Below are 14,876 nucleotides of genomic sequence, written 5' to 3' on the forward strand. Positions count from 1 at the left end.
AAAAGCTTTCTTTGATACGCCCGGGGTGTTATAATATAGTGATGCAAGTGAAGGGAGTGTTGAATATGCCAGAAAATTTACAACTGGTTATTATTACAGGAATGAGTGGCGCTGGAAAAACAGTCGCTGTTCAAAGCTTTGAAGACATGGGCTATTTCTGTATCGACAATTTACCACCAAGCTTAATCCCAAAATTTTGGGAATTAATTAAAGAATCTGGAAAAGTTACCAAGATTGCGTTAGTGATCGATTTACGTTCACGGACCTTCTTTAGAGAAATTCAGGATATGTTAGTCGAACTTGAAAATACTAATTTTATTGATACAACGATTTTATTTTTAGATGCCACCGATGAAGAGTTGGTTTCTCGTTATAAAGAGACACGGCGTGCGCATCCAATGGCGATGGATGGTTTAGTGACAGAAGGTATTCGTAAAGAACGTGCAATGCTGGAAGAAATCAAGGCGGATGCTCAGTTGGTTATTGATACCACGGACTTGTCCCCTCGTCAATTGCGGGAACGTTTGAATAAAGAACTAGCAACGAGAGAGACACACGAATTTCGAGTGGAAATGGTGTCCTTCGGCTTTAAATATGGGTTGCCGATTGATGCAGATATCGTTATGGATGTTCGCTTTTTACCTAATCCCCATTATATTGATGAACTACGGCCGTTAACTGGAATGGATCAACCTGTTTATGATTATGTGATGGGCTTCCCAGAAACAGATGAATTTTATACCAAATTTATCGATTTACTGCGAACAGTCTTACCTGGATATAAAAAAGAAGGTAAAAGTAGCGTCACCATTGCAATTGGCTGTACTGGCGGACAACATCGCTCTGTCGCATTGACAGAACGTGTTGGCGCTGAATTAAAAGAGGAAGATTACCATGTAAATATTACCCACCGCGACCGCTTAAAAAGAAAAGAAACGGTTAATCGCTCTTAATGAAAACCTATCGAATTCGTAAACCGAAGATCGTGGTTGTTGGTGGTGGAACAGGCTTGCCAGTAATTTTAAAAAGTTTAAGAAATCAAAGTGTTGATATTACTGCCGTCGTAACGGTCGCTGATGATGGCGGTAGTAGTGGCGAGCTTCGTTCCTCTATTAATAACATGACACCTCCGGGAGATTTAAGAAATGTTTTAGTGGCATTGTCAGATATGCCACAATTATATGAAGATATTTTTCAATATCGTTTTGATAAATCAGATAGTCATTTTGCCAATCATGCAATCGGTAATTTAATCATTGCTGCTGTCTCAGAAATGAGGGGAAGTACGTATGAAGCGATTCAATTGCTTTCAAAAATGATGCATGTTGATGGACGGATTTATCCATCATCAGAACGGCCATTAACGTTACATGCCGTATTTAAAGATGGCTCAGTGGCGGTGGGAGAATCAAAAATTGCACTGGATCGCAAGACGATTGACCATGTGTTTGTAACAAATACACACGGAGAAGAACAGCCAAGAGCTGCGCGTAAAGTCGTCAAAGCAATTGAAGAAGCAGACATGGTCGTGTTAGGGCCAGGGAGTCTTTTTACAAGTATTTTGCCTAATTTAGTTATTACAGAAATTGGTGAAGCCATCAAACAAACGGCAGCGGAAGTAGTCTATATTTGTAACATCATGACCCAAAAAGGGGAAACGGAACATTTTACGGATACCGATCATGTTCGTGTCTTAAACGAGCATCTACAAGCGCAGTTTGTTGATACAGTGCTGGTTAACACAGAAAAAGTACCAGAAAATTACATGGATCCTGAAATTTATGATGAATATTTAGTTCAAGTGAAGCATGATTTTCAAGGATTACGTGAAGAAGGTTGCCGAGTCATTTCGACAGACTTTTTAGAATTAAGAGATGGCGGAGTTTTTCATGATGGGGAAAAAGTTGTTGAAGAACTTTTCCGTATCGTATTTGGAACGAAATATTAATTAATCAAAAGAATCAAGAGAGGAGGAGCTTAGATGTCTTTTGCCTCGGATGTCAAAAAAGAGTTAACTGGTTTAGAAGTCCATCGAGAACACGCGAAAGCAGAATTAGCAGCATTAATTCGGATGAACGGCTCGCTTAGCTTAGTTAATCAACAGTTTGTCTTGAATGTACAAACGGAAAATGCTGCAATTGCTCGTCGAATGTATTCATTGCTGAAAGATCATTACCATGCACAAGCAGAATTATTAGTTCGTAAAAAAATGAAACTAAAGAAAAATAATGTTTACATTGTGCGTCTAAAACAAGATACACAAAAAATTCTAGCTGATTTGGATATTATGGATGGGGTCGTTTTTAATGGCAATGTGTCAAATGAAATCATGGGTAACGCGCAAAAAATGCGTTCCTATTTACGCGGGGCCTTTATGGCTTCTGGCTCAGTTAATAATCCGGAAACAAGTCGCTATCATTTAGAAATTTTTTCAATTTATGAAGAACACAATAATGATATTTGTAAGATGTTGAATTACTATGACTTAAACGCTCGAACATTGGGACGCCGAAATGGGTATATTTGTTATTTAAAAGGTGCTGAAAAAATTGCCGACTTTTTAACATTAATTGGTGCCACGAACTCTATGTTGAAATTTGAAGATGTCCGGATTGTCCGTGATATGCGGAATTCAGTAAATCGTTTAGTGAATTGCGAAACAGCGAATTTAAATAAAACCATTGATGCGGCTTCAAAACAAATTGAAAATATTCAATTTATTGAAAGTACAGTAGGGCTGACGTCATTACCGGAGAAACTTCAGGAAATCGCAGAATTACGGTTAGAGTATCCGGAAGTTAGTCTCAAAGAACTAGGGGAAATGATTCCTTCAGGAGCTATTTCTAAGTCAGGTATTAATCATCGTATTCGAAAAATTAATGAATTTGCAGAAAAATTACGAGAAAAAAGTGCGTAACTTTTCTGCTCCAGAAGTGAAGAATAACATTTCCGTTTGAAGTGCTATCCTTCACTTTTTCTTTAAGCGTGTAAAAAAAATTAAAGTGTGTAAAAAGTGTGTAGCACTGAAATGTAGTGTTGACCTGTGGTTTAAAGAAACGACGTTGGCACGAATGTTGCATGTAATAAAATGCAAGCGATTACTTATTGCTGTTTTTAACTAAAACATTAAAAACTATTGGAGGGGTCAAAATGGTTCAACGATTAATTAGTGCAAATGCATCAGAAATCAAACGGATGTCAAAAGAAGAGCTGTTTCAGAGTATTAAAGCGAGCGAAGGGCGCGTAATTTTATCGGAAAATGTGGTAGTTCATCCATCCGTAGCAGGTGATATCACTTGTGCGGAAATGTCAAAAGCATATGGCGCAGACATGATTTTATTGAATGTTTTCGATGTTAATCAACCGATTGTAGTAGCCGCTTATGAAGGGCAATATACTGCGGAAACATGTGTCCCTAATGATGAGGTTGTTCATCGTTTGAAAGAACTAGTCGGTTTACCGATTGGCATGAATGTCGAACCTGTTGATGAAAATTTAGACTTAGCTTCAACGAGAGTTTCGATTGAACCAGGTAGAAAAGCATCAGCAGCTACTTTCAAAAAAGCCAATGAACTGGGTTTGGATTTTATCTTATTGACAGGTAATCCAGGAACTGGCGTGACCAACGACTTGATTGCTAAGAACGTGGCCTTAGCCAAAAAACATTTTGATGGCATCATTATTGCCGGAAAAATGCACAGTTCAGGCGTAGATGAACCAGTGGTCAGTTTAAAATCAGCTGAACAATTTATTGAAGCGGGCGCTGATATTGTCTTAGTCCCAGCAGTCGGCACGGTTTGGGGCATCGATGATCAACAAGTCAAAGAAGTTGTGGATTTTGCACATTCAAAAGGAAAATTAGTTATGAGTGCCATTGGAACTTCACAAGAAAGTGCTCAACCTGAAGTTATCCAAGCAATCGGCATTAGAAATAAAATTTTAGGCGTAGATATTCAACATATTGGCGATGCCAATATGGGCTTAGTTGGTATTGAAAATATTAAAGAGCTTTCTGATGCGATACGTGGGAAAAGACATACTGTTGCTAGAATGGCTCGTTCGATTAATCGTTAAAAAAGTGAACAGAGGCACGAATTCAGAAAATTTGAATTCGTGTCTTATGATTTTTTTATTGAAAAACGGTATACTAAAAGAGAAATAAAGGTTTGAAAGGATGAGGTTTTTTTATGGATATTTCAGTAATTGATGCAACAAAAGTTAACGCAGAAACAGGGCTTCACATTGGTGAGAGCAATGCCCCTGTCAAAATGATAGAATTTATCAATGTTCGCTGTCCTTATTGCAGAAAATGGTTTGAAGAGTCTGAGGAACTGTTAGCACAATCTGTCAAAAGTGGTAAAGTTGAACGTATCATTAAGTTGTTTGATAAAGAAAAAGAAAGTTTACAACGCGGCAATGTGATGCATCACTACATTGACTATTCAGCGCCTGAACAAGCACTGTCAGCATTGCATAAAATGTTTGCTACGCAAGATGAATGGGGAAACTTAACCTTAGAAGAAGTAGCGACGTATGCTGAAAAAAATCTGGGCTTAAAAGAACAAAAAGATGCAACGCTTGTTTCCGCAGTGATTGCTGAAGCCAATGCGGCTCACATTCAATTTGTACCAACGATCATCATTGGTGAGCATATCTTTGACGAAAGTGTCACTGAAGAAGAATTACGAGGATACATTGAAAAATAAAAAAATGGAAACAGCGACTGTCGCTGTTTCCATTTTTTTTATTTTTAATTTAAGGCGCTACTATTTTCCATTACTTCATCGATTAAACCATATTCTTTTGCTTGTTCGGCAGTCATATAGTTATCACGATCGGTATCACGTTCAATCACTTCAATTGGTTGGCCAGTTCGTTCAGCTAAAATTGAATTTAAACGTTGACGAGTGTCTAAAATGTGACGAGCAGCAATTTCAATTTCTGTTGCTTGCCCTTGAGCGCCACCAAGTGGTTGGTGAATCATGATTTCCGCATTTGGTAAAGCGAAACGTTTGCCTTTTTGACCAGCTGTTAATAAGAAGCTACCCATTGAAGCCGCCATTCCTAATACGATCGTTTGGACATCCGCTTTAACGAAATTCATGGTATCGAAAATCGCTAAACCTGCAGAAACGCTGCCACCAGGAGAGTTAATGTACAAGTAAATGTCTTTTTCTGAATCTTGGGCATCTAAGAATAATAACTGTGCAATCACTGAGTTTGCCACATTATCATCGATAGGGCCGCTTAGCATAATGATGCGGTCTTTTAATAAACGAGAGTAAATGTCATAAGCACGTTCACCGCGAGATGATTGTTCAATAACTGTTGGAATTAAATTCATAAGTAAATCCTCCTATATAAAGAAACTTTTAAAGTCATTCTATCACAAAGCACTTTGAATGCCTATGAAAAGTATACCTCTTTGGTCAATAAAGGTCAACGAAGTCGCTTGAAAAATTTTGTGTCATTTTTTATCCGAAACTTTTGGATTATGTTATACTAAAATGGAAAATTAGAAAAGAGCGAGGGGAAAAATATGTTTGTTTTTATCGCCGGAATGGTCGGTGTAATCGTCGGTGCGCTAATAGTCACAGCAAGTGCCGCCTTACATTCATCTTACAAAGAGCGAAAAGAAGTACGTTATCGTGAACTAGAACATTTGGTTAAAGAAATTGAATCATTGAATTTATTAAATAAAAAAGTCAAAGAAATTTTACAAAAGCGTGAATTATATATAGACAGATCAATTGAATACTTATCGATGGATGATTGTTTCATCAGCATCGATGATTTTATTTATTTGGAATCATTTTCTGCTCAAAATAATTTTTACTTACCGACGTACTTAATTGAAGAATTTTTCAAAAAAATTGCGCATCGTAAAGTCATTTTGACGGCCAGCGAAGTTGCTGAAATGGGTGGTCACACCTATAAAGGCGGCCGTGTTATTTTGGAAAATTTTTCAGACGAGATTTTAGCAATTATTGAAGATAAAAAACGTAAAATGCAGCGTTTGTCTAACGAACCACTTCATTATTTTAAAGCGATTAAATAAAAAAGAACCAGCGTACCCGCTAATTTTTTTGGGTATCTGGTTCTTTTTCTTGTTGTTCCATATCGGTCATAGTGTCTTCAATTTCTTTATGTAAGAAATAAGAAATAACTGTACGGATGATCACCAAGGTTGCCAATTTCAAAATATCTTGAAAAGTTGGTTTGACAATGGATTCAATAATATCAGCAGCAATTAAAATTTCTAAACTTAACAGAATGTAGCTACCAAGGAAGTTTTTGATGAACGTATTCATTTTGGTTAAGGTAAAGCGGCTTTGATTTTGTCGTTCACTTTTAATGAAATCTTTTCCTGCTAAACAAACACCCCAAACTAAAACAATAATCGAAAAAACATTCAGTCCTAAAATACATAGCTCAAAAAGTGGGGTTAAAAGCGTCATTAACTGATGGGGCCACTCATTCATCGTATTCACTCCTACCAAAAAGCCTTTTCTTTAACTATAACGAAACGGCTGACTAACGTCAAATATTGTTGAAATAAACAGGCTAAACTATTCAGCTTATAGAACAAAACTAAGAAAATTATGAATAGCATCTAACAATTAAGTAAAAGGACTGTAAAGGTTCTTTTACTTTTTTTTTGTAAAAAAAGAGTCTTAAAAGGAATCAAGTAGCAAAAAGTAAGTGAAAACCAACTTTGTCAGTGGATAGTCTTTTCATTAATTTTTAAAAGACAAATTTTACGTTTTCAAGAGCCGAATACTGCCAAGTTTTAGCCTTTAAAGGTGATAGAATCAGAAATTGAGTAAGAGATGTGTCACAAAAGCAAGGAGACACATCGACTTGATGAAAGATTTAAGGAGCTGTAGTTGAAGTAAAGAGAAGCAAGTGTCCCAAACACTAGCGAAAGAAAATAGGGAGGATTAAAATGTTTAAGAAAGCAACGAAATTATTATCGACAATGGTGATTGTCGCTGGAACAGTTGTGGGAAATTTCAGTCCCACATTGGCTTTAGCCGAAGGAGTGGTTAAAGCAGGAGATACAGAAGGAATGACCAATACGGTGAAAGTGAAAGATGACAGTCTAGCTGATTGTAAACGGATATTGGAAGGACAAGCTGCTTTCCCAGTTCAAGCGGGTGAAACGGAACCGGTTGATTTAGTGGTTGTTGAAGATGCCAGTGGTAGTTTTTCAGATAATTTTCCACATGTAAGACAAGCGATTGATGAAGTGGTTCAAGGTTTATCTGATCAAGACCGCGTGATGCTGGCTTCGTATCGCGGCGGAAAACAATTTATGTTTCCTGATGGAAAGACAAAAATTAATTCAGCTGATTATGATATGAATGTGCGCGTCAATACGCAATTGACTTATGATAAAAGCCAATTTGTCTCTGGTTTTGGAGACGTTCGGACGTATGGTGGTACGCCAACCGCCCCAGGATTGAAACTCGCTTTAGATACGTACAATCAAACACACGGAGATTTAACGAATCGAAAAACGTATTTCCTATTAGTGACAGATGGGGTCGCTAATACACGTTTAGATGGTTACTTGCATAAAACCAATACCAATGATTCAATCAATGAATATCCAGATCCAAGACATCCTCTTCAAGTCTCAGTGGAATATAGTAATGACTACCAAGGTGCAGCAGCAGAAGTTTTAGCGTTAAACCAAGAAATTACTAACCAAGGCTATGAAATGATTAATGCGTATTGGGAAAGTGTTGAATCTTTAAGTTCAGTGAATTCATACTTTGATAAATATAAAACAGAAGTGGGTCCTTTTGTAAAACAAGAGTTGCAACAAGGGTCTAGCACACCAGAAGATTTTATTACAAGCCAATCTATTGATGATTTTACAACCCAATTAAAACAAATTGTCAAAGATCGTCTGGCGCAATCGACACCAGCAACAGCTTCATTAACGATTGCCAATCAATTTGATATTCAATCGGCGACCGCTACGGACGATGCTGGAAATGATGTGCCTGTTCAAATTAACGGACAAACCATTTCAGCAACTAGTACAGAAGGTTACGTAGGAAACATCACGATTCACTACGAAGTCAAAGAAAATACAGCGATTGATGCAGCAACCCTTGTAAGTAGTGGGACAATGAATCAAGGGACAATTGCTAAGGAATTTCCAGAAGCGACGATTCCTAAAAATGACAATGCGCATGCGTGTGACGTGACGCCAGAAGATCCAACGATTACAAAAGATATCGAAAATCAAGAGCACTTAGATTTAACCAATCGTGAAGATAGTTTCGATTGGCATGTCAAAACAGCCTTTGGTAACGAAACAAGTACTTGGCAACAAGCCAGTTTAGTAGATGATATTAACCAATTATTAGATATCCAAAAAGTCGTTGTCACAGATGAAAATGGTAAAGATGTTACAGCCAACGGCATAGTAACACAAGAAAATAACAAAGTAACTTTTGAAATGAACAAACAAGCAGACAGCTACTCATACTTAGCTGGACATACGTACACAATGACTATTACCACTAAAATTAAAGACGGCGCAACCGATGAAGAATTAGCACCTTATATTGAACAAGGCGGGATTCCCAACCAAGCGGACTTAAACTTTGGCAACGAAGGGGACGTGTTGCATTCCAACAAACCAACTGTAACACCGCCTGCACCAACGCCAGAAGATCCAAAAAAACCTGAACCTAAACAACCGCTAAAACCGAAAAAACCGTTGACGCCTACAAATCATCAAGCACCAACGAACCCAGTCAATTTTGGAAAATCAGCAAGTAAAGGAATTCATTTACCAATGACTAATACAACAGTAAATCCACTTTACATGATCGCAGGTTTAATTGTCCTTATAGTGGCTATTAGCTTTGGCATAACAAAAAATAAAAAAAGAAAAAATTAGACAAACTAAAAAGGAAGAAAAAACATGAATAAAAAAATTGCGTTCAGTCTGTTAATTTTGTTACTTAGTTTGTTGGTAGGTTTTACATTTATTCCGCATAAAAAGGAATTAAGTTTCAATGAGTATCAAGAAAAAAAGCACTCTGGCGAAACATTTTATGTTGTTTTAAAAAAGAAAAACTGTTCAGATTGTCAGGATTTCGAGAAACTATTGCAAGCACCTAAACAGGTTTACTATGTAGAATTAACCAACAAAGAGACCATGAAGGAATGGTCAACATTTATCCGAGAAAATAAAGTTTTACATGTGCCATCTATGTTTAAAATAGATAACGGCCATCTCAAGAAAATTGATGGAGAAGGAGATGCGAATCAATTATTCGCAAACTATCAAAAAATAACGAAGTAAAAAGAATAAAAAGACAAGCCAAGTTTCCTAAATAAAGGAAACTTGGCTTGTCTTTTTTCTAGTAATAGTCGTTTATTAAATAACATGTGAAATGTTTTACAAATACATTTTAGTTTGATAAAATAAACGCGAACATATGAATTTTTTTTCATTTGTTTTGGGAGGAGGAACGAATGATTGAATTGATTTTACTTTTGTCGGTGATTCTTTTAGGTTTATTGATTGGAAATAAAAGAGTTGATAAGTGGCTTTTTCTTAAGGCATTACTTTTGTTGTCTGTTATGCTAAGTGTGAGCATCTTAATTTCGGTAGCTATGTATTTATTATTAACAATAGGCGTTGCAAACGTAATAGGGCAGCGGTTAGAGTCGTTATTTCTTTTAGGGATAGTCGTTATCATCAGTACGAGTCTTTTGTTATATTTTTTATTGAATTTAACGACGAAAAAAATTGTTTTACCCATCGCTTTAATGAAAATAATTGAATATTATATTCAATGGGTATTGATTTATGTTACTATTTATCAAGTGATTTTTGATCAGTTTATTGTTTCTTCAGAAGTAAAAAATACGTTACAAGGGACTATTGATGAGCCAGTCGCAATCATTATTGTTATTTTGCCATCATTTATTTCAATTTGGATTGCCGTTGTTTTATTTAGGATTCGTATGGAAGAACTTTAGTCAGATACTTTTAGAATGGAGGAGTTTGTATGTCTGCTTGGCAAACATTTAAAAATGGAACAAGGCAATTTTTTAAAGACATCTTGCAGTACTTATGGTTATTTTTTACTTTAAATGTCTTATTATTATTGGTGGGTGGGGCTTTTAGTTGGGCTACTTCCAACGCACTAAAAACTCAAGGTATTCCTTATCTTTCGTTTAATAACCTGAATTTACTGTTAGAAAAGCCGCTTGCTCTGGTGTTATTAATTCTCTTGTTGTTACTTTTTTTAGGTGCAGTTTTTTATCAGTTTACCTTTTTATTATTAGGGATTTTTCAAATACGGCAAGACCATCATTTTCATTTTAAAGGAGTTACCAAGGCATCTTTTAAGGTTCTTAAAAAGCAAGGTGCCCGTTCGTGGTTATTCTTTTTCGGTTATTTTGTTGTCATTGTCCCTTTTGGTAACCTGATTTTCCAAAGTAATCTATTGACGAAATTTGTGATTCCAGATTTTATTGTTGAATTTTTGTCCCAACGAATTCCTTACTTGGTGGGGCTACTGGCTTTTGGGTTATTAGTCTGGTATTTAGCTATTCGTTTCATTTACACGCTTCCATTAATGATTTTGGAAAGAAAAAAAGCGGGCGAGGCAGTTAAGGCTAGTTGGTCAATGACAAACAAACGATTATGGTTCATTATTCGTAATATTGCATTTGTGACGATCGCGGTATTTGTTTCAACGTATGTTATTTATGTGTTACTTTATCTTCTACAGTTGAAGTTAGATACCTTGAGCGATACCATTAGCTTGCTAGTTGGTATTTTAAATTTAACGGTTGTCCAATTTTTACAGTTTGTCTCTAATGCTTGGCTTTCAGTATTACTGATTAATTTCTTATATACACAATTAAATGTTCAAGCAGAAACGACGACAAAAGTTGCCTTTGACAAAGAAACGAAACGTAATAAATTAGTGACTATCGGAATGGGCCTAGGACTATTCACCATTTTTGGCGGCTATATAATTTTCAACGCTGTTTACTTAACAGGGCTATTAGAATCAAAACCTTTGATTATTTCGCATCGAGGGGTCACCAATAGTAATGGCGTGCAAAATACTATTCCTGCTATGGAAAGAACCATTAAATTTAAACCAGATTATATTGAAATTGATGTTCAAGAAACCAAAGACCATCAATTTGTTGTGATGCATGATGCAAACCTTCAAGAACTCGCCGGCGTTGATGGCACGCCGCAAGAATTTACGTTGGCTGAATTAACAAAAATGACCGTTAAAGAAAATGGCCAAGAAGCACCAATTGCCAGTTTTGATGATTATTTAGCGAAAGCAAACCAAGCCAAACAAAAATTACTAGTAGAAATTAAAACGTCTAAACAAGATAGTCAAGGTGCGCTATCTAACTTTATTGAAAAATATGAACGTCCTTTGATAAAGAATAACCATCAGGTTCAATCTCTCGACTACAATGTGATCAAAGCGTTTAAAAAAGCCAAATCAAAAGTAAAAGTTAGTTTTATTTTGCCCTATAATTTCACTTTTCCAGAAACACAAGCTGATTTGTATACAATGGAAGCTACCACGTTGAACGATACCTTCATTTTAAAAGCTGACCAACAGAAAAAAGCAGTTTATGCTTGGACAGTTAATGACTCAGAGGTATTAAGTAAAATGCTCTTTATGGATGTCGCTAGAGTGATTACCGATGATTTGGAGTTAGTCAATGAAGAAGTCAATGACTTTGAAAAAAATCCATCGTATGCGGATCGTATTTTGCATTATATTTTTATGCTACCAAGTGTGGCTTCTCAATAAAAAATGAAGAAAAGGGTTAAACGAAATGAAAAAAGAATTTTCGCGAGTACTTCTTAAAAATCAATCTGATGAAATTCTTATCTTAAAAGATCGGCCAGACACATGGAATTTCCCTGGCGGAAAACAAGAACTTGGTGAATCAGCGCTGGAATGTGCGATTCGTGAAATGAAAGAAGAGTTAGCAGTGGAAATTACTGAACTTGAAGAAATTTTTACTGGACCACTTGTTTTTGATTCAATCGTTTGGCAAGGACATTTTTATTTTGCCAAACAAGCCCAAGGAAAAGTTACCCTGAACGAACCAAATAAAATTAAAGGCGTACAATTTATTAAGCGGTTTGAGGAAGTAAATTTTTCACCAGGATTAGCTCCGCTATTTGATTATTTGGCGTGTAGCGATTATTTAAAGTTAAACAAAACTAACTGGAAATAGAAAGAATAGGAGTGTCTTTTGCTAGGGCTTTGTCAAGCGCATCTTTGATTATTTTAGAAAGTCCAAGGAAAAGTCGTGGGCATTGTTTATTCCTAATAAATGTGTTATAGTAATTAAGTAATCAATTTTGATAAGTAATTTGAGTTATATATTTAAAAACTATACTTCTCCTTTTGCCACTCAACATTTTTTGCAATAACTTGCATATTTTTATGCACTAGGAGGAAATATATATGAACAACGGTACAGTAAAATGGTTTAACGCAGACAAAGGTTTTGGATTTATTACAGGTGAAGATGGCAATGATGTATTTGCACATTTTTCAGCTATTCAATCAGATGGATTTAAAACTTTAGACGAAGGCCAAGCAGTAACTTTTGATACTGAAGAAGGTCCACGCGGCTTACAAGCAACGAACATCGTAAAAGCTTAATAATGAATGAAAACGGACCACGTGTTGGTCCGTTTTTTTGATAGCTGTTGTCTGATCTCGCCATTAATTACATAGCAAAACAAAGCAGAGGCCATTTAAAGGAGGAGAATCTGAAGACGACCTTAATTGAGCTGTTACTTGTAAGTGGATTATTTTGGCTAGTAATCATAATTGGTATGATTGCTGGTAGTATATTTCTAATTAAGTATTTTAGAGGTCGGAGCTGAACAGTTCTGTTCCCGCCAATTATCAGGTTTTAAGCCTGGGACAAAAATCCAAAGTGATTTTTGCCCCAGGTTCTTTATTTAATTAGGGTATCAAGTTTTAGGTAAAATAATTAACAAATTAAAAGCAATTTACTATATAATCAGAAAGGGATCTTTAAGAGAGAAGCAGGTGTTTGCTTGTCGTAATACTTTGTTTAGCAGATAGAAAAAGGAAACGTTATGCGTTACAATAGGAACGGAGGAATTTTAACCTTATTGGATTTGTAGCTGAAGCAGAACAAATGTTGTCGCGTTAAGTGCGATTGAGCTTGCCACAAGCAACATTTGAAAAAACTACGGATAGAAAAATCATTCCTAAACATGAAAAAACACTCTTTAGATGAATAAAGAGTGTCCAGAAACGTTGATAAATCAACATATTTAAATAACGCGCCCTGAGGGAATCGAACCCCCGTCTCAAGAACCGGAATCTTACGTGATATCCACTACACTAAGGGCGCGGCACGAATACTAGTTTAGCTGATATTGACAAAAATTACAAGAGGGAGGACGAAAATAATGAAATTTGAGCAACGAATGTCCCAACAACAAAAACAAGTCCAGAAGTTGGCCATGACTCAACAGCTTCAACAATCTATTCAAATTTTACAATTTAATACGGAAGAACTCGCTGCCTTTGTTGAAGCGAAAGCACTAGAGAATCCATTAATTGATTTACAAGTAGACACGCAGTACACCACAGATTTTCCGATAACTAGTCGTTCTTACACCAACCAAGACGAAGAAAATAATTATATGAATCAAATTCCAGACTATCATTTATCATTATTTGAGTCTTTAATTGATCAAATTCATTTGAATTACCGCGATACATACTTGCGAACATTGGTATTGTTTTTAGTAGAATATATAGACGTGAATGGTTATTTAACGATTTCATTAGAAGAAGCGGCAGAGAAAACCGAAGCAAGCGCCATTCAAATGCTAGATGCATTAACTTTGTTACAACAGCTAGATCCAGCAGGTGTGGGGGCTCGCAATTTACAAGAATGTTTGATGCTACAAACAGAACGAGACGATACCGCGCCTAATTTAGCGTATATTTTATTGGAGGAAGAATTTGATGCCTTAGTGAGTCGTAAATGGGGCCCGTTAGCTAAAAAATTCGGAATTGAATTAGCAGAAATTCAATTGATCTTTGATTATATACAAACGTTATCGCCAGCGCCAGGGAATATTTTTGATGCGACCGAGGAATTGTATATTCGACCAGATTTAACTGTCCGAATCAAGGAAGATCGAATAGTGGTGATTTCCAACAAAGCTGGTCGACCGACATTAAATTTTCAAGAAAATTATTTCAAACGAATGCAAGAGACTGACGACAAAGAAGTCCAAGAATATATTAAGGATAAGAAAAACGAATTTGAATGGTTAGAGCGCGCAGTGAATCAGCGGGGGGATACAATTTTACGTGTAGGGCAAGAAATTGTGCGCCGTCAAGAAGCCTTCTTTTTAGAAGCAGATCGGCCATTAAAACCAATGACTTTAAAAGAAATTGCGGATGCTTTGTCTATTCATGAATCGACAGTTAGTCGTGCGGTCAATGGAAAATATCTAGAAACCACGTTTGGCGTCTTTGAATTGCGCTCATTCTTCTCCACAAGTATTCTTTCATCAGAAGAAGATGGCGAGGATGTCTCAACAACGATGGTTAAAAAGCAACTACAAAAATTAATTGATCAAGAAGTAAAAAGTAAACCGTTATCTGATCAAAAATTAGTCGAGCGATTAAAAGATTCAGGCATGGAAATATCCCGACGAACGGTGGCAAAATATCGTGAAGCCCTAGGGATTCCATCTTCATCTAAACGAAAACGATATGAGTAAACAACCAAAGCTTATGAGTGATTTTCATAAGCTTTGGTTGTTTTTTTGTGTTTTAAAAAATGTT

Annotated in this window: 15 protein-coding genes and 1 tRNA gene; 13 read left to right on the forward strand and 3 right to left on the reverse strand. The window is 36.2% G+C overall.

Going from position 1 to position 14,876, the window contains the following annotated elements:
- Positions 1-65: 65 nt before the first annotated feature.
- The 5 genes from rapZ (at position 66) to PYW42_RS03085 (ending at position 4,706) form a co-directional block, all read left to right on the forward strand.
- The gene (rapZ, locus tag PYW42_RS03065; protein WP_002355625.1) at positions 66-953 is read left to right on the forward strand and encodes an RNase adapter RapZ; all 888 of its coding nucleotides are present in this window, start codon (positions 66-68) and stop codon (positions 951-953) included.
- Positions 953-1,948, forward strand: coding sequence for a gluconeogenesis factor YvcK family protein (locus PYW42_RS03070; protein WP_002389640.1), 996 nt, complete (start codon positions 953-955; stop codon positions 1,946-1,948). The genes rapZ and PYW42_RS03070 overlap by 1 nt, the downstream gene beginning before the upstream one ends.
- Before the next feature lie 33 nt (positions 1,949-1,981).
- Positions 1,982-2,917 carry a DNA-binding protein WhiA gene (gene whiA, locus PYW42_RS03075; RefSeq protein WP_002358736.1) on the forward strand — a complete coding sequence of 312 codons (936 nt, stop codon included), beginning with the start codon at positions 1,982-1,984 and terminating at the stop codon, positions 2,915-2,917.
- 233 nt (positions 2,918-3,150) lie between these two features.
- Positions 3,151-4,074, forward strand: coding sequence for a DUF7916 family protein (locus tag PYW42_RS03080; protein WP_002358737.1), 924 nt, complete (start codon positions 3,151-3,153; stop codon positions 4,072-4,074).
- Between the two features lie 113 nt (positions 4,075-4,187).
- A complete protein-coding gene (locus PYW42_RS03085; protein ID WP_002389615.1) occupies positions 4,188-4,706 on the forward strand; it encodes a DsbA family protein in 519 nt (172 codons plus the stop codon).
- Between the two features lie 44 nt (positions 4,707-4,750).
- Here PYW42_RS03085 and clpP read toward each other — a convergent pair whose 3' ends face one another.
- Positions 4,751-5,344, reverse strand: a complete 594-nt coding sequence (clpP, locus tag PYW42_RS03090) for an ATP-dependent Clp endopeptidase proteolytic subunit ClpP (protein WP_002355633.1) — start codon at positions 5,342-5,344, stop codon at positions 4,751-4,753.
- 195 nt (positions 5,345-5,539) lie between these two features.
- Between clpP and PYW42_RS03095 the strand changes: the two genes are divergently transcribed.
- Positions 5,540-6,058, forward strand: a complete 519-nt coding sequence (locus PYW42_RS03095; protein ID WP_002355635.1) for a hypothetical protein — start codon at positions 5,540-5,542, stop codon at positions 6,056-6,058.
- Between the two features lie 19 nt (positions 6,059-6,077).
- Here PYW42_RS03095 and PYW42_RS03100 read toward each other — a convergent pair whose 3' ends face one another.
- Positions 6,078-6,482 (reverse strand): DUF1622 domain-containing protein, encoded by a 405-nt coding sequence (locus PYW42_RS03100; protein WP_002386155.1) that lies wholly within the window; start codon positions 6,480-6,482, stop codon positions 6,078-6,080.
- A 464-nt stretch (positions 6,483-6,946) separates the two neighbouring features.
- Here PYW42_RS03100 and PYW42_RS03105 point away from each other — a divergent pair, with 464 nt between their 5' ends.
- From PYW42_RS03105 to PYW42_RS03130, 6 genes are all read left to right on the forward strand, one after another.
- Positions 6,947-8,920, forward strand: a complete 1,974-nt coding sequence (locus PYW42_RS03105) for an isopeptide-forming domain-containing fimbrial protein (RefSeq protein WP_002388785.1) — start codon at positions 6,947-6,949, stop codon at positions 8,918-8,920.
- 24 nt (positions 8,921-8,944) lie between these two features.
- Entirely contained in the window at positions 8,945-9,328 is a 384-nt protein-coding gene (locus PYW42_RS03110; RefSeq protein WP_002388795.1) for a bacteriocin, read from the forward strand.
- A gap of 173 nt (positions 9,329-9,501) precedes the next feature.
- Positions 9,502-10,011, forward strand: a complete 510-nt coding sequence (locus tag PYW42_RS03115) for an SA1002 family membrane protein (RefSeq protein WP_002388860.1) — start codon at positions 9,502-9,504, stop codon at positions 10,009-10,011.
- Between the two features lie 29 nt (positions 10,012-10,040).
- The gene (locus PYW42_RS03120) at positions 10,041-11,828 is read left to right on the forward strand and encodes a glycerophosphoryl diester phosphodiesterase membrane domain-containing protein (protein ID WP_010816095.1); all 1,788 of its coding nucleotides are present in this window, start codon (positions 10,041-10,043) and stop codon (positions 11,826-11,828) included.
- A gap of 25 nt (positions 11,829-11,853) precedes the next feature.
- A complete protein-coding gene (locus PYW42_RS03125; protein ID WP_002355645.1) occupies positions 11,854-12,261 on the forward strand; it encodes an NUDIX hydrolase in 408 nt (135 codons plus the stop codon).
- 233 nt (positions 12,262-12,494) lie between these two features.
- Positions 12,495-12,695 (forward strand): cold-shock protein, encoded by a 201-nt coding sequence (locus PYW42_RS03130; protein ID WP_002355647.1) that lies wholly within the window; start codon positions 12,495-12,497, stop codon positions 12,693-12,695.
- A gap of 655 nt (positions 12,696-13,350) precedes the next feature.
- Here the strand turns inward: PYW42_RS03130 and PYW42_RS03135 are convergent.
- Positions 13,351-13,422, reverse strand: a tRNA-Arg gene (locus PYW42_RS03135).
- Positions 13,423-13,480: 58 nt separating this feature from the next.
- On the opposite strand from PYW42_RS03135, the gene rpoN reads away from it, so the two are divergent.
- Complete coding sequence (rpoN, locus tag PYW42_RS03140; protein WP_002361288.1) at positions 13,481-14,812, forward strand: RNA polymerase factor sigma-54; 1,332 nt, start codon at positions 13,481-13,483, stop codon at positions 14,810-14,812.
- Positions 14,813-14,876: the final 64 nt, after the last annotated feature.

Source organism: Enterococcus faecalis (assembly GCF_029024925.1).
Taxonomy (GTDB): Bacteria; Bacillota; Bacilli; order Lactobacillales; family Enterococcaceae; genus Enterococcus; species Enterococcus faecalis.